Consider the following 21,197-nt stretch of genomic DNA (forward strand, 5'->3'; position numbering starts at 1 on the left):
AGCCCATCGCTTTGAGTTGCTGCAAGGCCTCAATGCTGCCCTCGATAAATTGGAAATCATCAATTTGATGTACATAGCCGTGATCGATGTTGATCGTGCCATCTCGATCTAGAAAAATTGCTTTATTCACGTTTTGATCCTTGTTTATCTTTATCTTGCTATTTCGCTCAATTATGACTTAATTTTGTTCTAACTAATAGCTGAACATTCTAAAAATGTTGTGAATAAATATTGACATAGCAATCTAGACGTCTAAAATACGGAAAAACTTAAATTTAAGCATATTAGAAAGGGCTTATATGATTAAGCTAGAAAACCTTAGCAAAATTTTTGACATTGCGGATAAAAAAATCACCGCACTTGATAATGTCAATCTTCACGTTCCTAAAGGGCAAATTTGTGGTGTGATTGGCGCATCTGGTGCAGGGAAAAGTACGCTTATCCGTTGTGTGAACTTGTTGGAACGCCCAACTTCGGGTTCGGTAGTGGTAAATGGTAAAGAATTAACCCATTTGTCAGACAACCAACTCATTCAAGAACGCCGTAATATTGGAATGATTTTCCAGCATTTCAATTTGCTCAGTTCGCGCACCGTTTATGGCAACATCGCGTTGCCGTTGGAATTAGCCGGTGAAAGCAAAGCTCACATCAAACAAAAAGTGGAACAGCTGCTTTCCTTAGTGGGATTAAGTGAAAAGCGCGATGTTTACCCTGCCAACCTTTCAGGTGGGCAAAAGCAACGTGTTGCGATTGCGCGTGCGTTGGCAAGCGATCCCAAAGTGCTACTGTGCGATGAAGCAACCAGCGCGTTAGATCCCGCCACAACGCAAGCGATTTTAAAATTATTAAAAGAAATCAACCGCACTTTAGGTATCACTATTTTGTTGATCACGCACGAAATGGACGTGGTAAAACGCATTTGCGATCAAGTGGCGGTGATTGATAAAGGGCGTTTGGTGGAACAAGGTTCGGTAAGTGAAATCTTCTCTAATCCTAAAACCGAGCTGGCACAGCAATTTATTAGCTCAACATTCCACATTAATTTACCTGACGAATATTTGGAAAAATTATCGCCAACGCCAAAACACCCTAATGCTTGGCCGATCATTAAATTTGAGTTTACTGGTCGTTCAGTGGACGCTCCTTTACTTTCACAAGCCTCTAAACGTTTTGGGGTGGATTTAAGTATTTTAACCTCGCAAATTGATTATGCGGGTGGCGTGAAATTTGGTTTTACCATCGCAGAAGTGGAAGGCAACGAAGATGCCATTACACAAGCTAAGATTTATTTAATGGAAAATAATGTTCGTGTGGAGGTATTAGGTTATGTGGACTGAATTTAGTGCGGAATTTTCCCGCCAGCTTACCCCACAAGTGTGGCAGCTTATCGCCAATAGCTCATTTGAGACCGTTTATATGAGCCTTGTGGCCACCTTTTTTGCCGTGCTATTTGGCTTGCCACTGGGCATTATCACCTTCTTAACCAAAGAAGGGCAGACCCTAAATAACAAAAAATTGAACCGCACTTTAGAAGTGATTATTAACGTTGGGCGTTCTATTCCCTTCATTATTTTACTCTTCGATTTAATGCCCGTCACGCGTTTCTTAGTCGGCACAACCTTAGGTACAACGGCGGCCATCATTCCATTAAGTGTTGCCGCATTGCCATTTTACGCACGTTTAACGGTAAACGCCTTGGGCGATATTCCAACGGGTTTAACGGAAACCGCCAAAGCAATGGGAACAAACGTTTGGCAGTTGGTAACACGCTTTTATTTGCCTGAAGCCTTACCAATTCTGATTAAAGCAATGACACTCACCTTAGTCACGCTCATTGGTTATTCTGCAATGGCAGGCGCGGTGGGCGGCGGCGGTTTAGGTAACACCGCAATTTCGTTTGGCTTACACCGTAATATGCCTTATGTGCTTTGGGTTTCCACAATTATCATCGTACTTATCGTGATGTTATGCGAAAAATACGGTAACAAATTAGCGGATCATTTCGATCATCGTTAATCTCAACATCAACTTAACTCACTAAAAAGGAAAGTAAAATGAACTTTAAAAAATTATTGACTGTTGCAACACTTTCATCAGTTTTAGCGCTAACTGCTTGTAAAGATGACAAAAAAACCGAAACTGCCGCAGCGCAACCTGCACCACAAAAAATTAAAGTGGGCGTAATGTCTGGCCCTGAGCATCAAGTGGCTGAAATTGCGGCGAAAGTAGCAAAAGAAAAATATGGCTTAGATGTAGAATTCGTTGAGTTTAACGAATATTCACTACCAAACCCAGCGGTAAGCAACGGTGATCTAGATCTTAACGCAATGCAACACAAACCTTATCTTGATAAAGATTCACAAGAGCACGGTTACAAAAATCTTGTAATTGTGGGTAACACCTTCGTGTATCCATTAGCGGGTTATTCGAAAAAAATTAAAAATGTAAACGAGTTAAAAGATGGCGCGATCATCGCTGTACCAAATGATCCAAGTAACCTTGCACGTGCATTAATTTTATTAGAAAAACAAGGCTTAATTAAATTAAAAGACAACAAAAACTTGTTCGCTACTTCTTTAGACATTATTGAAAATCCAAAACATTTACAAATCAAAGAAGTGGATACATCCGTTGCTGCTCGTGCTTTAGATGATGTAGATCTTGCGGTGGTCAATAATACCTATGCCAGCCAAGTTGGGCTAAATACCCAAGAACATGGCGTATTTGTTGAAGATAAAGATTCTCCTTATGTAAACATTATCGTTGCTCGTGAAGACAACAAAGACAGCGATGCCGTGAAAAACTTCGTGAAAGCTTACCAAACTGATGAAGTGTATCAAGAAGCGGTAAAACACTTCAAAGACGGCGTGGTTAAAGGCTGGTAATCCCTTTCTTCTTTAATCAATTTTATACCATCGCCCCTGAGGATTCAGGGGCGTCATTTTTTCTGCGGATTTGGTATTTTCTCAGTAAAAAACCACCGCACTTTTCTTGTTGATTTACTCAATCAATCCTATAATAGCATCCCTATTTTCACTATATTATTCTATCCATGGATCTCGCAATTTATATTCAATTTTTTGTCAGTCTTATTGCCTTGGTAAACCCAATTGGGGTTATTCCAATTTTTTATTCAATGACGACCGACCAAACACCCGCTCAACAAAATCGAACAGGACTAATTACTTGCTTTTCTGTCGCAGTGATTTTGTTGGTCAGTTTCTTCTTCGGTAATTTGATTTTAGAAGCCTTCCACATTTCCATTAATTCTTTCCGTATTGCCGGAGGGATCTTGGTGGCAATGATCGCGTTAACAATGATTAACGGTAAAATTGGCGATCATAAAATCAATAAAGAAGAAAAAGCGGAAAACTTTGACGATTACAACAACATCGCCGTTGTGCCATTGGCAATGCCAATTATGGCAGGTCCCGGCTCAATCAGCGCAACCATCGTGTTTGGCTCAAATCAAACGACCGTAATGGATTATGTTTACACATCTCTCACCATCGCACTATTTGGCTTATGTTGTTACATCTTATTACGCTATTCTGAGCCGTTAATTAAGAAATTAGGTAAAACTGGCTCAAACGTCATCACCCGTATTATGGGTTTAATTTTGATGTCGCTAGGTGTTGAAATTATCGTGGAAGGGATTAAGAATTTACATTTGTTCTAACTATCAATTTTTACGAAATAAAAAGGGTTGCTTATGCAACCCTTTGTTATTTCATCAAATCTTACTCATCTAAGAAGCTACGCAACGTTTCTGAACGACTTGGATGGCGTAATTTGCGTAAAGCTTTTGCTTCAATTTGACGGATACGTTCACGGGTTACATCAAATTGTTTACCAACCTCTTCCAAAGTATGATCCGTATTCATATCAATACCAAAACGCATTCTTAACACTTTGGCTTCTCTTGGCGTTAAGCCTTCTAACACTTCGTGTGTTGCGGCTTTCAAGCTTTGCGCTGTCGCAGAATCCAATGGTAATTCTAACGTGCTATCTTCAATGAAATCACCTAAGTGAGAATCATCGTCATCACCGATAGGGGTTTCCATTGAAATTGGCTCTTTGGCAATTTTTAGCACTTTGCGGATTTTATCTTCCGGCATTCCCATTCTTTCTGCTAATTCTTCCGGTGAAGCCTCACGCCCCATTTCTTGCAACATTTGACGCGAAATGCGGTTCAATTTGTTGATGGTTTCAATCATATGAACTGGGATACGAATGGTTCTCGCTTGATCCGCGATCGAACGTGTAATCGCCTGACGAATCCACCAAGTCGCATAAGTTGAGAATTTATAACCACGGCGATATTCAAATTTATCCACCGCTTTCATCAAGCCAATGTTACCTTCTTGAATAAGATCCAAGAATTGTAAACCACGGTTGGTATATTTTTTCGCAATAGAAATCACCAAACGCAAGTTCGCTTCAACCATTTCTTTTTTCGCACGGCGTGCTTTTAATTCACCTTGTGAAACCGCATCGCAAATATCACGAATTTGGCTAATGGTTAAACCTGTATCTTGTTCAATAATAATAAGATTATCAATGGCTTGGCGAATTGGCTCTTCATATTGCGCTAATCTTTCTGACCAAGATTTCCCCGCACTTAAGGCTTTTTCTAACCAAACAACTTTAGTTTCGTGTCCAATAAATTCTTTTTGGAATGTGCCTTTTGGCATTTTAGCGTTATCCACCGCCATTTTTTGAATGCTACGTTCTTGCTGACGTACACGCTTCATCATATTACGCATAGACAACACGATTTCATCAAATTGTTTTGGTACTAAACGGAATTGAGTGAAAACTTCTGCCAAAACTTGAATTTGATCACGCGCCGCTTTTTTATGGCGTCCGTGTTTTGCAATCGCATCTAAGGTTTTCTTATGTTGCGCTTTTAATTCAGCAAATCGCTCGCGTGCCACTTCAGGATCAATGCTGTTATCAGAATCGCTGTCATCGGAAGAATTGCTGTCATCACTTTCTTCATCTTCATCATCATCTGCACTTACGGTGGTTGTACTTTCCTCATCTTCATCATCAGTCAAATGCGCCTCTTGCTCTTCTTCTGGAGAGGTCTCAACCACCTCATTCGGATCAACAAAGCCTGTGATAAGATCCGCTAAACGCATTCCGCCTTCTTCTACTAACGCATATTGACGCAAGAGATCATTCAAGGCTTCTGGATAAGCAGCCACGGCAGTTTGTACTTCATTGATCCCTTCTTCGATACGTTTAGCAATGTCAATTTCCCCTTCTCGGGTTAAAAGCTCCACGCTCCCCATTTCACGCATATACATACGCACGGGATCGGTGGTTCGCCCTAATTCTGCCTCCACACTAGATAAAACTTGTGTGGCTTCTTCTACCGCATCTTCATCAGTGATATTTTCATTCAACATCAAATCATCGGCATCAGGTGCTGCATCTAGCACTTGGATTCCCATATCATTGATCATTTGAATAATATTATCGATTTGCTCCTCATCAACAGAGTCTGGCAAATGGTCATTCACTTCAGCATACGTGAGATAACCTTGCTCTTTACCTTGTGCAATTAGCAATTCTAATTGAGATTGTGGATTTTGCTCCATATCCATATTATATATCCGCCTCGATGTGTAATTGTGGGAGATAAAATGGCTTTAATTTTATCACCCTTATGTTGGATTAACTATTTATTTTGCTGTTTTTTCAATAATAATTGTGCGAGCGCCTGCCGTTCTTGCTCATTTAAGCCCTCTGTGCGCTCTTTTGCGATAAGCATTTCGATATTTTTATCCATCAACTGCAAATAAAAATAACGTAGGGTTTCACGAAATGTTTCTTCGATTTTATCCTCATCTACTAAATGATCCCACACGGCAAGAATTTCAAGGGGGCGAAAATATTCCGTATCACGGTAATGTTCTAAAATTTGTGCGGTGGTAATCCCCACACGCTCACGGCAAAGTGCGGTGATTTTTTTAAACAAATCTAGCCCAGCTTCATTGAGTACCGATAGAACGCTTAAATTTTCTGGCACAATTTGGATCAATTCAGGATTTTGCAACAGTAATGCAATCAACACTCGCATTGGCGTGCGTTTCACGGCATTTTGTTTCGGCGATGATGAATGATTTTCTTTTTGTGTTGGGATTAAATGCTCGATCTGCGCTTCATTAAAAATCCCCAATTTTTGCGCCAAAAGCTGACGCAATGATAAACGCAGTAATTCACCCGGGATTCGGTTAATCAATGGCACAGCAAGGGCAGCAAGTTTTCCCTTGCCCTCTTTACTGGAAAAATCCACCTGCGAACTTAAGGTAGAAAACAGAAAATCACTCAATGGCTGTGCCTGACGAATATAGTCCTCAAAGCCGTCTTTTCCATATTGACGAATAAAGGTATCGGGATCTTCCCCATCGGGCAGAAAAATAAACTTAATTTGCCGCCCGTCTTCTAAAAAAGGCAGCGCATTTTCCAACGCACGCCACGCGGCATCACGCCCTGCACGGTCTGCATCGTAACAACAAATAAGCTGTTCAGTGGAACGAAATGCAAGCTGAATTTGCTCCGGTGTAGTGGCTGTCCCTAATGACGCCACGGCATAATCCACGCCAAATTGCGCCAGCGCCACCACATCCATATAGCCTTCCACCACCAGCAACATTTCAGGGCTGTCATTCACTTGTAATGCCTCAAACAAGCCATAAAGCTCACTACCTTTGTGGTAAGTCATACTTTCTGGCGAGTTCAAATATTTTGGCTTTTCATCACCCAACACTCGTCCGCCAAAGGCAATGGTTCGCCCACGGCGATCACGAATAGGAAACATAAGACGATTACGAAAACGATCGTAAACATCTTGTTTTTCATTGCGCGATAACATTCCCACATCAAATAATTTTTGCCGATCTTCTTGATTACGCCCAAACTGATTTAACACGGCATTAAATTGATTTGGCGAAAAACCAATTTGAAAGCGTTCAATCACTTCGGCGGATAAACCTCGTTTTTGCACATAGGATTGCGCAGGAATATTTTGCGGAAGTTGCTGATGATAAAACACCGCGATCTCTTGCATTAGCTGGTAAAGATCTTTCTTGGTACGATAATTGGCTTGTGGTTTATTCTTGCCATCAAAGTGCGGTGATTTTTCGTAAGGAATTTCTAAGCCTAAATGATTCGCCAGCTCTTCCACCGCCTCGATAAACTCCAGTTTTTCATATTCCATTAAAAAACTAATGGCATTACCGTGCGCGTGGCAACCAAAGCAATGGTAAAACTGTTTTTTCGGACTCACGGTAAAGGAAGGCGTTTTCTCGTGATGAAAAGGACAACAAGCCTGATATTCACGCCCTGCTTTTTTCAGCTTAACCCGTGAATTAATCAATTCGACAATGTCAGTTCTGGCAAGAACATCATCAATAAATGAACGTGGAATATGGCCTGCCACAATAATTTCCTCTCGTTTTCAATCAACACAAAATTTAGCAAGATAGATCTAAGATAATAAGAAATGGTGCAGCTAAAAACAACAAAACCGTGATTCCAAAAGGTTTCACGGCCTGCTTAACTCGAGTTTAATTAAAAAAATTTTTAATTAGTATAAACGTACGTTACGTGCATTTTCACGAGCAACGCGTTTTGCGTGGCGTTTAGCACGAGTTGCGTTTTCACGTTTACGAATTGTTGTTGGTTTTTCGTAAAATTCACGGCTACGAACTTCCGCTAAGATTCCCGCTTTTTCACAAGCGCGTTTGAAACGACGTAATGCTACGTCAAATGATTCATTTTCACGAACTTTAATTACCGGCATAAGCCATCACCTCAATATGGATTAATATTTTGCAAAATTTAGACCGTTTCGTTTCGATAAACGGCTTATTTAAACTAATAGGTCGGCAATTCTAATTCAAATCAACGGCAAAAGCAAAGAAAAGATCCAATTTTTGTGAAAATTTCCCCGCACTTTTCATCACAAATTCACCGATGAATTGGGATAAACTAGAGAAAAAGCCTTAAACAAGGTAGAATTAGCCAGTTAAAAATGAGAATTAAGAGAGAAAAAATGCGAATTTTAGGCATTGAAACATCTTGTGATGAAACCGGTGTGGCGATTTATGATGAAAATGATGGGCTTATCGCCAACCAACTTTACACCCAAATTGCGTTGCACGCCGATTATGGTGGCGTTGTGCCAGAATTAGCTTCGCGCGATCACATTCGGAAAACTGCGCCCCTTATCCAAGCGGCATTGCAAGAAGCCAATTTATCAGCGCAAGACATTGACGGCATTGCCTACACTTGCGGGCCTGGGTTAGTGGGCGCGCTATTAGTGGGTTCAACCATTGCGCGTTCCCTTGCCTATGCGTGGAATGTGCCAGCCATTGGCGTTCATCATATGGAAGGGCATTTACTCGCGCCAATGTTAGAAGAAAATGCACCGCACTTTCCTTTTGTCGCCTTGCTTGTTTCAGGTGGGCATACTCAGCTTGTGCGCGTAGATAGCGTAGGGCAATATGAGGTGCTAGGCGAAAGCATTGATGATGCAGCAGGCGAAGCCTTTGATAAAACCGCAAAATTGCTCGGTTTAGACTACCCCGGCGGCGCAGCTTTAGCACGCTTAGCGGAAAAAGGCACGCCAAATCGCTTTACCTTTCCGCGTCCAATGACCGATCGCCCTGGGCTAGATTTCAGTTTTTCAGGCTTAAAAACCTTTGCTGCAAACACCATCAATCAAGCGATTAAAGAAGAAGGCACGCTCACTGAACAAACCAAAGCGGATATTGCTTATGCTTTCCAACAAGCGGTGGTGGAAACCTTAGTGATCAAATGTCGCCGCGCCTTGCAAGAAACAGGCTTTAAACGCTTAGTGATCGCAGGTGGCGTGAGTGCGAATCAACAGTTACGCCAAGCCTTGAGTGAATTAATGGCACAACTAGGCGGCGAAGTGTTTTATCCGCAGCCACAATTTTGTACCGACAACGGTGCAATGATTGCCTACACTGGCTTTTTACGTCTGAAACACGGCGAACATTCCCCTTTAGAAATTGAAGTAAAACCGCGCTGGGCAATGACTGAGCTTAGCGAAATTAGCGAAATAAAATAAGCTAAGTGAAATAGAACAAGGATCATTTATGCAAAATCAACAATCTAACGCAATGCGCGCAGCTGGGATCGGCTGCGTTCTTATGCTTCTTCTTATCGCCTTTGCTTTGATCAAACTCCCTACTGCACAGGTGATGGATTACCTTACCCTTGCTGGCCAATGGGTTGGACAAGGCACAACCATTGGCATTTTAATGCTCGCCACCCTGCCACCACTAACGGGGCTGGTGTTTTACTTGATTTGGAAATGGCTAACAAAATAACCGCACTTTATTATGGCTAATTACTATGGCTAAACTTTATTTTTACTATTCTACGATGAACGCGGGGAAATCCACCACCCTGCTGCAATCGGATTACAACTACCGCGAACGGCAAATGAATACGCTGGTTTACACCGCGGCGATTGATGATCGCTTTGGCGTGGGCAAAGTGACTTCACGCATTGGCATTAGCCAGCAGGCGAAATTATTCCATAAAGAAACAGATCTGTTTGCCGAAATCGCCCTGCATCTTGAACAAGAAAGCCTGCATTGTATTTTGGTGGATGAAGCACAATTTCTCACCAAAGAGCAAGTTTATCAGCTCAGTGATGTAGTTGATAAATTACACATTCCCGTGCTGTGCTATGGCCTGCGCACGGATTTCCAAGCAGAATTATTTGAAGGCAGCCGATACTTACTGGCTTGGGCCGATCAGCTGGAAGAATTAAAAACCATCTGCCATTGTGGGCGCAAAGCTAATTTCGTGCTACGTTTAAACGATCAGGGCGAAGTGGTCAAAGACGGCGCACAAATTCAAATCGGCGGCAATAATCACTACGTTTCCGTATGTCGCCGCCATTACAAAGAAAAAATTGAACAGGCATAAAATTCGCCATTTTTGCACCGCACTTTTCATTCAACGTTTCCAAATGTAAGGACGCACCAATGTGTGCGTCCGATTAGGCTATCGACGCGGGCGGACAGATCGCTTCATCTAGCCATAAAAGGCAATTTTATTTCATCATAAAAGCTGATATATTGAGTCAAGTATTGAAATAAGGAGTCAACATGAAAAAAGAAGAAATGGGACATAATTTTCTTGCTCGATTAGGCAAAACGCGCTTACGCCCCGGTGGTCGCAAAGCCACAGAATGGCTGATTGCAAACGGTGATTTCAACGCCAATAAAAAAGTGTTAGAAGTGGCGTGCAATATGGGAACCACCGCCATTGAGCTAGCCAGCAAATTCGGCTGTCATATCGAGGGCGTGGATCTTGATGAAAATGCCTTAGAGAAAGCCAGAAAAAATATCGCTGAAAAAGGGCTACAAGATAAAATTCACGTTCAGCGCGCCAATGCAATGAAATTGCCTTTTGCCGATAACAGCTTTGATATTGTGATTAATGAAGCAATGCTCACAATGTTGCCGGTGGAAGCGAAAATCAAAGCGGTACGCGAATATTATCGTGTTCTCAAACCGAACGGTTTCTTGCTCACTCACGATGTAATGCTCACCACGGACAATGCGGAAGAAGTAATCCAACAGCTGCGTGAAGCCATTAACGTTACCGTAACACCATTGACAAAACAAAACTGGAAATCGCTCTTTTTAGAAGCGGGATTCCGCAACGTGGAAACCTATTCAGGCGAGATGACGCTACTTTCCCCAGCGGGAATGATTTATGACGAAGGCGTATTAGGCACAGCTAAAATTATCCGCAATGCGTTAAAAGCAGAAAACCGCCCGACATTCAAAAAAATGTTCAAGGTTTTCAATGATCCAGATAAAAAACTCGGCTTCATTGCCTTATGTAGCCAAAAATAATTTAACAAAACCCCCGCACTTTTTACTCAACAAATTTCACATAACAAAGTGCGGGGATTTTTTTGCCAAAATTTAGCTTTTATATAAAAAAATAACCGCACTTTAAAAGTGCGGTTAAATATTTCAATATTTTTTCTTATAACACATCAACGCAATTTAAATCTTGGAAAGATTTTTCTAAGCGTTTAGACATTGATTCTTCAGATTTGCGTAACCAAACGCGTGGATCGTAGTATTTTTTGTTTGGTGCGTCTTCACCCTCTGGGTTACCAAGCTGACCTTGAAGATAAGCTTCGTTGGCTTTGTAGAAGTTTAAAATACCTTCCCAAGCTGCCCATTGTGTATCGGTATCGATGTTCATTTTCACTGCGCCGTAGCTGATTGCTTCACGGATTTCTTCAGTTGATGAACCAGAACCGCCGTGGAAAACGAAATCTAATGATTTTGGTGGAAGGCCACGTTCTTTCGATACGAATTCTTGTGATGCACCTAAGATTGACGGTTTTAATTTCACGTTACCTGGTTTGTAAACACCGTGTACGTTACCAAATGCCGCAGCAATGGTGAAACGTGGGCTTACTGGGTTTAATTGATCGTAAACGTAAAGCACGTCTTCAGGTTGAGTGTATAAACGAGATTCATCAACATCAGAGTTATCTACGCCGTCTTCTTCCCCACCTGTGATACCGATTTCAATTTCAAGGGTCATACCCATTTTGCTCATACGCGCAAGGTATTCACGGCAGATCGCCATATTTTCTTCCATTGGCTCTTCAGAAAGGTCGATCATATGTGATGAGAAAAGCGGTTTGCCAGTTTCTGCGAAATGTTTTTCACCCGCTTCTAATAAGCCGTCAATCCAAGGTAATAATTTTTTCGCTGCGTGGTCAGTGTGAAGGATTACTGGCACACCGTATTCCGCGGCTAATTCGTGAACGTGTTTTGCCCCTGCAATCGCACCTAATACATCAGGACGCGCGCCGCTTGCTGGTTTAATGCCTTTCCCTGCGTAGAATTGCGCACCGCCGTTAGAGAACTGGATAATTACAGGCGCTTTAACGCGTGCTGCGGTTTCTAATACGGCATTCACAGAGTCTGTACCCACGCAGTTTACTGCTGGGATTGCGAAATTGTGTTCTTTTGCATAGTTGAAAACTTTTTGTACATCATCGCCTGTTAATACACCCGGTTTTACGATGTCTAATAATTTTGCCATTTTTCTGTTTCCTATTGTTATGTTAAGAGATTTCCGTATGAAAAGGGCGTACTGCATAAGCTACGCCCAATATCATTTAATTAGTTTTTCGCACGTTTTTCTAAGATTTCAACGGCTGGTAATACTTTGCCTTCTACGAATTCTAAGAACGCACCGCCACCAGTTGAAATGTAAGAAATTTTATCTTTGATGCCGAATAAATCAATCGCCGCAAGGGTATCACCGCCACCTGCAATAGAGAACGCACCGTTTTGGGTTGCTTCTACAATGGCATCAGCCACGACTTTTGTACCATTACGGAAGTTAGGGAATTCAAACACGCCCACTGGCCCATTCCAAAGAATAGTTTTTGCACTTCTAATAATTTTCGCTAATTCTTCTGCGGATTTTTCGCCAATATCGAAGATAGATTCATCTGCTTTAATATCATCAACAGATTTTTCAATCGCTGGTGCAGTTTCAGAGAATTCTAAACCTACGCGAACATCAGTTGGCACTGGGATTTGCGTGGCTTTCGCTAAGCGTTGTGCTTCAGGGATTAAATCTGCTTCGTATAAAGATTTACCCACATCTTTGCCTTCTGCTGCGATGAAAGTATTTGCGATACCGCCGCCAACAATCAGTTGATCCGCCACTTTAGAGAGGGAATCTAACACGGTTAATTTGGTAGAAACTTTTGAACCACCCACAATGGCTAACATTGGGCGTTGTGGTTCTTTTAAGGCTTTGCCTAAGGCATCTAATTCCGCCGCTAATAATGGGCCTGCACAGGCGATTGGCGCAAATTCTGCCACACCATAGGTTGAGGCTTGCGCACGGTGTGCTGTACCAAAAGCGTCCATCACAAAGACATCACAAAGTGCGGCGTATTTTTTACCTAATTCTGGATCGTTTTTCTTTTCACCTTTGTTGATACGCACGTTTTCAAGTACAACGATTTCACCGTCATTCACTTCTACGCCGTCTAAATAATCACGGGCTAAACGCACGTTAAAACCTGCGTCTTTTAAATAATCAACCACAGGTTGGAGGGAATCTTCAGGTTTAAATTCGCCTTCGGTTGGGCGACCTAAGTGAGAGGTAACCATCACTTTCGCACCTTTTTCAAGGGCGAGTTTTAAGGTTGGAATGGTTGCTTGAATACGCGCATCAGACGTTACTTTGCCGTCTTTTACTGGCACATTCAGGTCTGCACGAATAAATACGCGTTTGCCTGCTAAATCTAGGTCGGTCATTTTAATTACTGACATAATTTACCCTCTTTATATAGTTTAAAAATAAATAGAACTGCTCGCATTATACCTAGTTCAAGCTAGATTGTAACTGCTTTAGATCAAATTATCCGCTGGATTTTTTTAATTCTCAGAAATAATAGATCTTTTAATACTTCAAATCGAGCCAAATTCCTCTAGCGCGGACAATCCATCACTTGCCACTGTAAATCATAGCAAATAAATAATTCATTATGGCTTGCGCCCAAATACGCCCCTTTCAGCTGCGGGTTATGTTTTTTTAACCAAGCAAATAATTCTTTGCGCGGCAAATTGCGATCAGGTAAATTCAAAGTGCGGTATAAATTTTGCTGTTTTTCAAAATAAGCATTGGCATTCTTGAAAGCGCAAGCGCCGTGCTTTTCCCATTCCCCTTGCAATAAATTCGCACTCGGGCTATCTGCAAGATAAGGCTTAATCACCGCAGGATCGACCATCGGCAAATCGCCCTGACAAAAACGCGGATGATCGCTGACCGAACGCGCATTGGCATTTTGCGGCCATAAGCCGTGGATCACCCAGCCATATTGCTGCGTGCCACATTGGCTCATTAAAGATTGCGGCAAGTTGCCGTTGTAACGTTCTTTTTGAGCTTGGCAAAATCCCGGCGACCAAGACAACGCCAGCATATAATAATCCACAGGGGCGCTTTTATTTTGCCCAATGGCGTCATCGCGCATAATGTAATCATAATTCTCGCCAAGCGGTGCTGGTGTATTTTGTTGCGTTGCTGTCTTTGCTTGATTTTGCTGAGATTGCGCCGTGGGTTCAGGTTGGTGTGTTTTTTCGCTAGGCTGAAAATAATTCCAAATCAATGCAATGCCTGCAATGATTAATGTGCCTAAAAAAGAAAGTCCTTTGTTGTTTTTCTTGCTCATTTTGTTTTGCCTATTTAATTTTCCTTGCCGATTCTTTATAATCTCGCCCTTTCAATGATTTTACGGGGAATTTATGGCACTTTTAATTACAGATAAATGCACAAATTGCGATATGTGCTTGCCAGAATGCCCGAATGATGCCATTTCCGTGGGCGATGACATTTATGTGATCGATCCCAATCTTTGCACGGAATGCGTGGGGCATTATGATACCCCAACTTGCCAAAAAGTTTGCCCGATCACCAACTGCATTAAGCCCGATCCCGAGCATCAAGAAAGCGAAGCCCAATTGTGGGAACGCTTTGTGTTAATTCATCATTCTGATCAGTTATAGCGATTTAAAGGGTTTTCTCCGCCCATTTTGCCAATAACACGCCCGCTGCCACCGCAACATTCAAGCCAGCTTTCAGCGGATTGGCAAGGGATAAATTCACTACTTCATCGTGATTTTTTGCCAAATTTTCACCCGCACTTTCGCTTAAAACAAAGACCACTTTATCGCTCAATTTTAGCTGAGCGAACGGCTTCGCTTGCTTGCTTTGGCTTAAATGCACGATTTGATAGCCTTTTTCACGCAATTTTTCTAACGCCTGTTCACTGCTATCGACAAGCAAAGTATGCACATATTCCGCACCACCTTCTGACACACGCATTGCTGCGGCAGAATTTAACAAATCGGCTTCGCTTAACACTAAACCTTTCACGCCATAGACCGCACAAGTTCGCACGATCCCACCAATATTATGTGCGTTATGCACATTATCGAGTAAGATCAACGCATCTTTTTCGCGTGGAATATCCAAATAACCGCTCAATGTAAAATGACGTGGCTTTTTCACCAACATACAAATGCCGTTGTGATGCTCCGTGCCACTCACTAGTGCAAGCTCTTTGCTATCCACAACGTGATAGACTTTTTTATTTGCCGCCAAATAGCTAAATAACTCGCCCACACGGTGCGCCATTTCCACGGTTGTCCACACGCGAACAATGCTTTCAGGGCGTTCAGCAAATAACGCAAGGCACGTATTTTCGCCATACACTTTCATTTCTTCTGCGCGATTTTTCTTAATCTTTTCTGGCGCGCGAGGGGAAAGCGGGCCGGTTTTTTTCTGTTTTTCTTTCACACCGGTGCTTTTTATCACCACTTTCACATTGGCTGTACCGCGCGCATTTCCCATCGTCAATTCTGTGCGTTGTTGCACTTTTTCCGCGGATTTTGTCGCTGTTCTTTCACGCGAGAAAGCGCGTTTGTCGTCCTTTTTGCCACGGGAAGAATGAGGGGAAAAGTGCGGTGCTTTTTTATCTTGTTTTTCGCCAGAATAGCGTTCATTGAAACGTTTGCTGGAATCTGCTTGCTGGAAAGTCGGTTTTTTTGCGTTCATTTTATGTTGCCAAATTGTGATGAATGTGAGAAAAGTGGGTAAAAAAGCACCGCACTTTATGGGAAAATGTGAGCATTATAACGAAAAAATATCTTTTTTCTACCAAGCCAAGAAGTAAATATTGTAAACTACAAGGCTGAAAAAAATGGATTATCAAAATTAGAGTAAAAAATTATGTTGATAAATAAAACGAAAAGGGCGGAGGAAAATTTGCAAGCCTTGCCAAGTTTGGCGTTACAACCCTCGCAAATTGATTTTCTTCATCACCCTGCGGAATTTAAGCAACAAATTATCCAGCTTATTCGTGAAGCAAAAACACGCATTTATATCACCGCACTTTATTGGCAAAATGACGAAGCGGGGCAAGAAATTTTAAATGAAGTGTTTGCCGCTAAAAGCCGTAATCCCGAGCTTGAGGTGAAAATTTTTGTCGATTGGCACCGCGCGCAGCGTAATTTGCTTGGCGCAGAAAAATCTGCCACCAACGCAGATTGGTACTGCGAACAACGTGCCATTCATCAATATGGTGAACACGCCCATTTGTTTTTCGGCGTGGCAGTGAACACGCGCGAAGTGTTTGGCGTGTTGCATATTAAAGGCTTTATTTTTGATGATACCTTGTTATATAGCGGGGCGAGCATTAATAATGTGTATTTGCAGCAAAATGAAAAATACCGCTACGACCGTTATCATAAAATCACCCATTCCGCCCTTGCGGATTCAATGGTGAATTTCCTGCAACAGTATCTCCTGAGTAATCAAGCGGTGCTACCATTGGATAATTCTGAACGTCCAAAAACCAAAGAAATTCGCCAGCATATTCGTGCTTTCCGCAAAGGCTTAGCCGCAGATGGACAATATAAGTTTGCCAACGAAGAAAATTCTGGCTTAAAAATCACCCCACTTTTTGGTTTAGGTGGTGGTGCAAACCTGCTTAACCGTACGATTGAAGATCTTTTCCAGATCGTGCAAGAAAAATTGGTGATCTGCACACCATATTTTAATTTTCCACGTCCATTACAACAAAAAATCCGCCGTTTACTACAAAAAGGCAAGCACATTGAAATTATCGTGGGTGACAAAACCGCTAACGATTTTTACATTCCCCCTTCACAGCCGTTCAAAATGGCAGGGGCATTGCCTTATTTATATGAAAGCAATCTACGCCGTTTCAGCCAAAAATTTGAACAGCAAATTAACCAAGGCCAGCTTGTTATTCGCACTTGGAAAGACGGCGAGAACAGCTATCACCTAAAAGGCGTGTGGGTGGACGATAGCTATATTTTATTAACTGGCAACAACCTAAATCCACGCGCTTGGCGTTTAGATGCAGAAAATGGTTTGCTCATTCAAGATCCAAGCCAACAACTCGCCTCACAGGTTGAACAAGAACTCGCCACCATTCGCCAGCACACCACCCAACTCAAGCATTATTCAGAGCTGGACGAACTCTCACAATACCCTGAACCCGTGCAAAAACTACTAAAAAAATTCGCCCGTATCAAAGCGGATAAATTGGTGAAGATGATTTTGTAGCTAATTCCTTAATTTAGGGATTTAGGGATCTTAAAACTAAGATCCCCCTAATATTTCCTTCTTAGCTCAATTACCAATCATTCTTTTATCCACCTATTCCAACAACCCCTGCTCTTCCAATTTCCCTAAGAAATAAGGCATTTGTACTCGCCACCAAGGCCAGTCGTGATCCACATCTGTTCCCCAGAAGTCAAACCAAGCAGGAATATCTTTAGCTTGGAAGGCTTGTTGTAAGCGTGCGGTGTCAGCAATGTGTTGTTCTTCCCAAGCGCCTTGCCCAACGGCGATTATGTAATGATTTTGGCGGTAGCGCTCTAAAAACCACGGGTCGTGTTGATTCCATAAATAATCAATGGGGGAATTAAAATAGACTTCTGCATTGCCGTGAAATTCTCCTGTGAAGAAACGCGCATCATATACGCCACTTAAGGCGATGGCGGTATCAAAAAGATCAGGGTGGCGTAAGGCGAAATTTATGGTGTGGAATGCGCCCATACTACAACCTGTGGCGATCATTGCACCTTGCCATTTGGATTCGTGGCGAATTAATGGCACTAATTCATTGATAATATAGCGATCATAAGCATTGTGAGCCTGTGCCATATCCTGCCCTGATTTGTAATCCGCGAGCCAAGATTCCTTATCAAAAGAATCAGGGGTGTAAAATTTGAGTAAACCGCGTTCGATGAAAGAACGGCAGGCGTCAATCATTCCAAAATTGCCATATTCGTTTTCATTTCCCCCCGATGAAGGAAAAACAATCACAGGCTTGCCGCTGTGGCCATAGACATTAAAAGGCATTTCGCGACCGAGTTCTCCGCTCCAATGATGACGGCGTTCAAAAAACATTTTTCCTCCTAGTGTTTTTGATGGGCAAATTGAATAATTTCACGCATTTGTTCAAGGCTTGGCGTACGCGCTAAAATCCCTTCTTCGCCCATAATTTTGGCAAATACGCCCGGCACTTGCTGTACGCTAATGATATTATGTGGGAATTTTTCGCACACTTCGGCAATGGAATGCGCATAATGCTGATTTGCCTTGCGAGAGATATACACCACATTCCAAGGGTGCGAAATTTGCGCGTGGAATTGGTTGTCTTTCACAATATGCGCATATTCATTGAATACATCAAAATCATTGGCATAATTCCACATATCAATGGTTAAACCACCCGGTGGGCGGCAATTCACTTCTAATGGTAATAATTCGTTGGTTTTCTTTACACGGAAAAACTCGAAATGAAAGAACCGCTCTTTCACATTAAAGGCTTTGACGCATTTTTGACCGATCTCTACCAATTTTGGCGAAATTTCACGGGGAACGTAATAGAACATATCGCCGTCTTTTTCTACGGTATCCAGCACCGCTTCGGAATATTCAAGGCTGGAATAAAACACAATATTGCCATCGCGATCCGTTAAGCCGTCAAAGGTAACAATATCGCCGTCAATAAATTCTTCCATAATGTATTCCACATTGGGATTTTTATGGCTGAAGAAGTTTTCCAATTCTTGCGCATTTTTAATCTTATAAGTATCGCTCGCGCCCACGCCAGAATTGGGTTTGATAATCACGGGATAATGTAATTCGTGCGCTAATTTTCTGGCATCTTCATCGCTTTCAAATACACGTCCTTTCGCCACTTTTAAGCCTGTTTGACGGAAAATTTCTTTCATTTTTGATTTGGTTTTAATGGATTTCATATCTTCATTTTTATAACCAAATACATTGAAATCCGTGCGAAGTTTCGCATCTAGCTCAAGCCAATATTCATTGTGCGATTCAATGCGATCAATGCGTCCATATTTATGGGCAAAATAACCCACCGCACGGTAAACCTGATCATAGTCTTCCATATTATCCACACGATAATATTCCGTAAGTGAGTTGCGTAAATTCTCACTTAACTGCTCGTAAGGCGTGTCCGCAATCCCCAAGGTATTAAAACCATTCTCCCGCAACCGCAAGGCAAAGGTTTCAAAATTGGTGGGGAAATGGGGTGAAATCATCACAAAGTTTAGTGGTCTTGACATAGACTATCCCTCAATCTAAAAAATAACGAAAACGATTGCATTATACCCAAAATAATCGGCATAAATCGATCTGTTTTCAAACAAAGTGCGGTTATTTTTCGTTAGATAATTTAAGCGGTTGGCTATTTTTTGCGCTGAGCGATTTATGCTCTTGGATTATATTCAGGAATGCCTGTCCGAAGCGCTCTAATTTGGTTGCGCCCACGCCGTTGATTTGTAGCATTTCGCGCTTGCTGGTGGGTTGATATTGTGCCATTTCTTGTAAAGTTGCATCGTTGAACACGATATAAGGGGGAATATTTTCTTTGTCGGCAATTTGTTTGCGTAAGAAACGTAGGCGAGCAAAGAGATCTTTGTCGTAATTTTGCACCGCACTTTTTTGTGCGCTTTGTGCAGTCATAATGGAAGAAACCCTTGGCATTGCCAGCTCTAAGGGCTGTTCACCACGCAAAATTGGGCGCGCATTTTCCGTCAGTTGTAACACCGAATGAAATTGATTCATCACTTGTTGCACAAGTCCAAGATGAATCAGTTGGCGGATCACTGATTGCCAATATTCTTTGCTTTTGTCTTTGCCAATGCCATACACACTCAGTTGATCGTGCTGGTTGTCTTTAATTTTTTGATTTTGCATTCCACGCAACACGCCAATCACATAATGTACGCCGAACATTTGCCCTACGCGATAAATGGTGGACATCACCTTTTGTGCGTCAATTAAGCCATCATATTTTTTAGGTGGATCAAGGCAAATATCGCAGTTTCCACAAGGTGCTTGGCGATGTTCACCAAAATAGTTCAGCAAGACTAAACGGCGGCAGGTTTGGCTTTCGGCGAACTCACCGATGGCTTCTAATTTATGCTGTTCAATTTGGCGTTGCGGGCTTTCTGGCTTTTCCAGCAGCATTTTTTGTAACCACGCATAATCGGCGGGTTCGTAAAACAATACGGCTTCAGCTGGCAAATCATCACGTCCTGCACGCCCTGTTTCTTGGTAATACGCTTCGATACTACGCGGCAAATCAAAATGCGCCACAAACCGCACGTTGGATTTATTAATGCCCATTCCAAAAGCAATGGTTGCCACCACCACTTGCACATTATCACGCTGAAAAGCACGTTGCACTTGTTCGCGCTGGTTGGCTTCCATTCCTGCGTGATAAGCTTGGGCTGAAACGCCTTTTTTGCGTAAACTTTCCGCCAAACGTTCCACTTTATTACGGCTGTTGCAATAAACGATACCGCTTTTGCCCTTTTGCCCTAGTACAAATTGGCATAGTTGTTCCATTGGCTTAAATTTTTCCACCAAGGTGTAGCGAATATTTGGGCGATCAAAACTGCCGATATAAATATGCGGGTTATCCAGTTGTAAGTGGTGCAAAATATCTTGCCTTGTGGCACTGTCGGCGGTGGCAGTGAGTGCCATTATCGGGGCATTGGGAAAGCAACGTTTTAAGCCGCCAAGTTGGGTGTATTCAGGGCGGAAATCGTGTCCCCATTGGGAAATACAATGGGCTTCATCAATAGCAATAAAGCTCACTTGGCAATGGGAAATAAATTGAAAAAAACTGGTTGTCATCGCCTTTTCGGGCGAAATATAAAGTAATTTGAGTTGCCCTGAAATCGCCTTATTTTGCACGATTTGCTGTTGCTCAAAGGTTTGTGTGGAATTGAGATAATCCACTTCGATACCGTTGGCAAGCAGTTGATCCACTTGATCTTTCATTAACGAAATCAGTGGCGAAATGACTAAGGTTAAACCTGAAAAGCAAAGTGCAGGAATTTGATAGCAAAGGGATTTTCCGTTTCCCGTTGCCATAATCACGAGGCTATCTTGGTGTGAAAGGGCGGCGTTGATGACTTCTTCTTGTCCGTTGCGGAAAGATTGGTAACCAAAGACCTCATTCAAAACTTCAAGTGCGGTGTTTTTTTTCATTATTTTTTGCGAAAAACTCGTTAAAA

At 42.2% G+C, this 21,197-nt stretch carries 21 protein-coding genes (1 of these 21 cut by a window edge); 10 read left to right on the top strand and 11 right to left on the bottom strand.

Annotation, left to right across the window (positions count from 1 at the left end; all coding sequences use genetic code 11):
- A protein-coding gene (gene gmhB, locus L5B76_RS04230; protein WP_265754363.1) for a D-glycero-beta-D-manno-heptose 1,7-bisphosphate 7-phosphatase crosses the window boundary here: on the bottom strand, positions 1–130 show its beginning. Its footprint begins 425 nt before the window's first position; the window shows 130 of its 555 coding nt (coding positions 1–130); the start codon lies at positions 128–130; its stop codon lies off the left edge, out of view.
- Positions 131–299: 169 nt separating this feature from the next.
- Between gmhB and metN the strand changes: the two genes are divergently transcribed.
- The 4 genes from metN to L5B76_RS04250 all read left to right on the top strand — a co-directional run bounded on the left by metN (position 300) and on the right by L5B76_RS04250 (position 3,679).
- Positions 300–1,337 (top strand): methionine ABC transporter ATP-binding protein MetN, encoded by a 1,038-nt coding sequence (gene metN, locus L5B76_RS04235; RefSeq protein WP_265754364.1) that lies wholly within the window; start codon positions 300–302, stop codon positions 1,335–1,337.
- Positions 1,327–2,016 carry a methionine ABC transporter permease gene (locus L5B76_RS04240; RefSeq protein WP_103854440.1) on the top strand — a complete coding sequence of 230 codons (690 nt, stop codon included), beginning with the start codon at positions 1,327–1,329 and terminating at the stop codon, positions 2,014–2,016. The genes metN and L5B76_RS04240 overlap by 11 nt, the downstream gene beginning before the upstream one ends.
- Before the next feature lie 38 nt (positions 2,017–2,054).
- Positions 2,055–2,885, top strand: a complete 831-nt coding sequence (locus tag L5B76_RS04245) for a MetQ/NlpA family lipoprotein (RefSeq protein ID WP_265754366.1) — start codon at positions 2,055–2,057, stop codon at positions 2,883–2,885.
- Between the two features lie 167 nt (positions 2,886–3,052).
- Entirely contained in the window at positions 3,053–3,679 is a 627-nt protein-coding gene (locus L5B76_RS04250; RefSeq protein WP_265754368.1) for a YchE family NAAT transporter, read from the top strand.
- Between the two features lie 61 nt (positions 3,680–3,740).
- On the opposite strand, the gene rpoD is transcribed toward L5B76_RS04250, so the two are convergent.
- The 3 genes from rpoD to rpsU form a co-directional block, all read right to left on the bottom strand.
- Positions 3,741–5,606, bottom strand: a complete 1,866-nt coding sequence (rpoD, locus tag L5B76_RS04255) for an RNA polymerase sigma factor RpoD (RefSeq protein WP_423093210.1) — start codon at positions 5,604–5,606, stop codon at positions 3,741–3,743.
- Positions 5,607–5,686: 80 nt separating this feature from the next.
- The gene (dnaG, locus tag L5B76_RS04260) at positions 5,687–7,450 is read right to left on the bottom strand and encodes a DNA primase (protein WP_265754370.1); all 1,764 of its coding nucleotides are present in this window, start codon (positions 7,448–7,450) and stop codon (positions 5,687–5,689) included.
- Positions 7,451–7,597: 147 nt separating this feature from the next.
- Entirely contained in the window at positions 7,598–7,813 is a 216-nt protein-coding gene (rpsU, locus tag L5B76_RS04265) for a 30S ribosomal protein S21 (protein WP_103853581.1), read from the bottom strand.
- 252 nt (positions 7,814–8,065) lie between these two features.
- On the opposite strand from rpsU, the gene tsaD reads away from it, so the two are divergent.
- The 4 genes from tsaD (at position 8,066) to L5B76_RS04285 (ending at position 10,913) form a co-directional block, all read left to right on the top strand.
- Positions 8,066–9,106: a tRNA (adenosine(37)-N6)-threonylcarbamoyltransferase complex transferase subunit TsaD gene (tsaD, locus tag L5B76_RS04270; RefSeq protein ID WP_265754372.1), complete on the top strand. Its 1,041-nt coding sequence runs from the start codon at positions 8,066–8,068 to the stop codon at positions 9,104–9,106.
- A 28-nt stretch (positions 9,107–9,134) separates the two neighbouring features.
- The gene (locus tag L5B76_RS04275; protein WP_103855308.1) at positions 9,135–9,368 is read left to right on the top strand and encodes a hypothetical protein; all 234 of its coding nucleotides are present in this window, start codon (positions 9,135–9,137) and stop codon (positions 9,366–9,368) included.
- A gap of 25 nt (positions 9,369–9,393) precedes the next feature.
- Positions 9,394–9,975 carry a thymidine kinase gene (locus L5B76_RS04280; RefSeq protein WP_103853578.1) on the top strand — a complete coding sequence of 194 codons (582 nt, stop codon included), beginning with the start codon at positions 9,394–9,396 and terminating at the stop codon, positions 9,973–9,975.
- A 182-nt stretch (positions 9,976–10,157) separates the two neighbouring features.
- Entirely contained in the window at positions 10,158–10,913 is a 756-nt protein-coding gene (locus tag L5B76_RS04285) for a class I SAM-dependent methyltransferase (protein ID WP_126370840.1), read from the top strand.
- A gap of 136 nt (positions 10,914–11,049) precedes the next feature.
- Here the strand turns inward: L5B76_RS04285 and fbaA are convergent, their stop codons facing one another.
- The 3 genes from fbaA to L5B76_RS04300 all read right to left on the bottom strand — a co-directional run bounded on the left by fbaA (position 11,050) and on the right by L5B76_RS04300 (position 14,278).
- The gene (gene fbaA, locus L5B76_RS04290) at positions 11,050–12,129 is read right to left on the bottom strand and encodes a class II fructose-bisphosphate aldolase (RefSeq protein WP_017806342.1); all 1,080 of its coding nucleotides are present in this window, start codon (positions 12,127–12,129) and stop codon (positions 11,050–11,052) included.
- Positions 12,130–12,209: 80 nt separating this feature from the next.
- Complete coding sequence (locus L5B76_RS04295; RefSeq protein ID WP_115248540.1) at positions 12,210–13,379, bottom strand: phosphoglycerate kinase; 1,170 nt, start codon at positions 13,377–13,379, stop codon at positions 12,210–12,212.
- 158 nt (positions 13,380–13,537) lie between these two features.
- A complete protein-coding gene (locus L5B76_RS04300; RefSeq protein ID WP_265754376.1) occupies positions 13,538–14,278 on the bottom strand; it encodes a ribonuclease T2 family protein in 741 nt (246 codons plus the stop codon).
- 73 nt (positions 14,279–14,351) lie between these two features.
- Between L5B76_RS04300 and L5B76_RS04305 the strand changes: the two genes are divergently transcribed.
- Entirely contained in the window at positions 14,352–14,612 is a 261-nt protein-coding gene (locus L5B76_RS04305) for a YfhL family 4Fe-4S dicluster ferredoxin (RefSeq protein ID WP_017806339.1), read from the top strand.
- Between the two features lie 4 nt (positions 14,613–14,616).
- On the opposite strand, the gene L5B76_RS04310 is transcribed toward L5B76_RS04305, so the two are convergent.
- Positions 14,617–15,663, bottom strand: coding sequence for a TrmH family RNA methyltransferase (locus tag L5B76_RS04310; protein ID WP_265754377.1), 1,047 nt, complete (start codon positions 15,661–15,663; stop codon positions 14,617–14,619).
- 174 nt (positions 15,664–15,837) lie between these two features.
- On the opposite strand from L5B76_RS04310, the gene pssA reads away from it, so the two are divergent.
- Positions 15,838–17,199 carry a CDP-diacylglycerol--serine O-phosphatidyltransferase gene (gene pssA / locus L5B76_RS04315; RefSeq protein WP_265754378.1) on the top strand — a complete coding sequence of 454 codons (1,362 nt, stop codon included), beginning with the start codon at positions 15,838–15,840 and terminating at the stop codon, positions 17,197–17,199.
- Positions 17,200–17,292: 93 nt separating this feature from the next.
- Here pssA and L5B76_RS04320 read toward each other — a convergent pair whose 3' ends face one another.
- From L5B76_RS04320 to recQ, 3 genes are all read right to left on the bottom strand, one after another.
- The gene (locus tag L5B76_RS04320) at positions 17,293–18,048 is read right to left on the bottom strand and encodes an esterase family protein (RefSeq protein ID WP_265754379.1); all 756 of its coding nucleotides are present in this window, start codon (positions 18,046–18,048) and stop codon (positions 17,293–17,295) included.
- 8 nt (positions 18,049–18,056) lie between these two features.
- Complete coding sequence (locus tag L5B76_RS04325) at positions 18,057–19,235, bottom strand: ATP-grasp domain-containing protein (RefSeq protein WP_265754380.1); 1,179 nt, start codon at positions 19,233–19,235, stop codon at positions 18,057–18,059.
- Between the two features lie 91 nt (positions 19,236–19,326).
- Positions 19,327–21,171, bottom strand: a complete 1,845-nt coding sequence (gene recQ, locus L5B76_RS04330; RefSeq protein ID WP_265754381.1) for a DNA helicase RecQ — start codon at positions 21,169–21,171, stop codon at positions 19,327–19,329.
- Positions 21,172–21,197 lie beyond the last annotated feature (26 nt).

It is taken from the genome of Avibacterium sp. 21-594, from assembly GCF_026226815.1.
Lineage (GTDB): Bacteria > Pseudomonadota > Gammaproteobacteria > Enterobacterales > Pasteurellaceae > Avibacterium > Avibacterium avium.

What these genes read in the sequence shown, in the direction of transcription:
- rpsU (WP_103853581.1), bottom strand. Translation starts at nt 7,813, where the DNA reads ATGCCGGTAATTAAAGTTCGTGAAAATGAATCATTTGACGTAGCATTA.
- L5B76_RS04325 (WP_265754380.1), bottom strand. Translation starts at nt 19,235, where the DNA reads ATGTCAAGACCACTAAACTTTGTGATGATTTCACCCCATTTCCCCACC.
- L5B76_RS04245 (WP_265754366.1), top strand. Translation starts at nt 2,055, where the DNA reads ATGAACTTTAAAAAATTATTGACTGTTGCAACACTTTCATCAGTTTTA.
- fbaA (WP_017806342.1), bottom strand. Translation starts at nt 12,129, where the DNA reads ATGGCAAAATTATTAGACATCGTAAAACCGGGTGTATTAACAGGCGAT.
- L5B76_RS04275 (WP_103855308.1), top strand. Translation starts at nt 9,135, where the DNA reads ATGCAAAATCAACAATCTAACGCAATGCGCGCAGCTGGGATCGGCTGC.
- tsaD (WP_265754372.1), top strand. Translation starts at nt 8,066, where the DNA reads ATGCGAATTTTAGGCATTGAAACATCTTGTGATGAAACCGGTGTGGCG.
- L5B76_RS04240 (WP_103854440.1), top strand. Translation starts at nt 1,327, where the DNA reads ATGTGGACTGAATTTAGTGCGGAATTTTCCCGCCAGCTTACCCCACAA.
- L5B76_RS04295 (WP_115248540.1), bottom strand. Translation starts at nt 13,379, where the DNA reads ATGTCAGTAATTAAAATGACCGACCTAGATTTAGCAGGCAAACGCGTA.
- L5B76_RS04320 (WP_265754379.1), bottom strand. Translation starts at nt 18,048, where the DNA reads ATGTTTTTTGAACGCCGTCATCATTGGAGCGGAGAACTCGGTCGCGAA.
- rpoD (WP_423093210.1), bottom strand. Translation starts at nt 5,606, where the DNA reads ATGGAGCAAAATCCACAATCTCAATTAGAATTGCTAATTGCACAAGGT.
- L5B76_RS04300 (WP_265754376.1), bottom strand. Translation starts at nt 14,278, where the DNA reads ATGAGCAAGAAAAACAACAAAGGACTTTCTTTTTTAGGCACATTAATC.
- L5B76_RS04280 (WP_103853578.1), top strand. Translation starts at nt 9,394, where the DNA reads ATGGCTAAACTTTATTTTTACTATTCTACGATGAACGCGGGGAAATCC.
- L5B76_RS04250 (WP_265754368.1), top strand. Translation starts at nt 3,053, where the DNA reads ATGGATCTCGCAATTTATATTCAATTTTTTGTCAGTCTTATTGCCTTG.
- L5B76_RS04310 (WP_265754377.1), bottom strand. Translation starts at nt 15,663, where the DNA reads ATGAACGCAAAAAAACCGACTTTCCAGCAAGCAGATTCCAGCAAACGT.
- recQ (WP_265754381.1), bottom strand. Translation starts at nt 21,171, where the DNA reads ATGAAAAAAAACACCGCACTTGAAGTTTTGAATGAGGTCTTTGGTTAC.
- pssA (WP_265754378.1), top strand. Translation starts at nt 15,838, where the DNA reads ATGTTGATAAATAAAACGAAAAGGGCGGAGGAAAATTTGCAAGCCTTG.
- metN (WP_265754364.1), top strand. Translation starts at nt 300, where the DNA reads ATGATTAAGCTAGAAAACCTTAGCAAAATTTTTGACATTGCGGATAAA.
- L5B76_RS04305 (WP_017806339.1), top strand. Translation starts at nt 14,352, where the DNA reads ATGGCACTTTTAATTACAGATAAATGCACAAATTGCGATATGTGCTTG.
- L5B76_RS04285 (WP_126370840.1), top strand. Translation starts at nt 10,158, where the DNA reads ATGAAAAAAGAAGAAATGGGACATAATTTTCTTGCTCGATTAGGCAAA.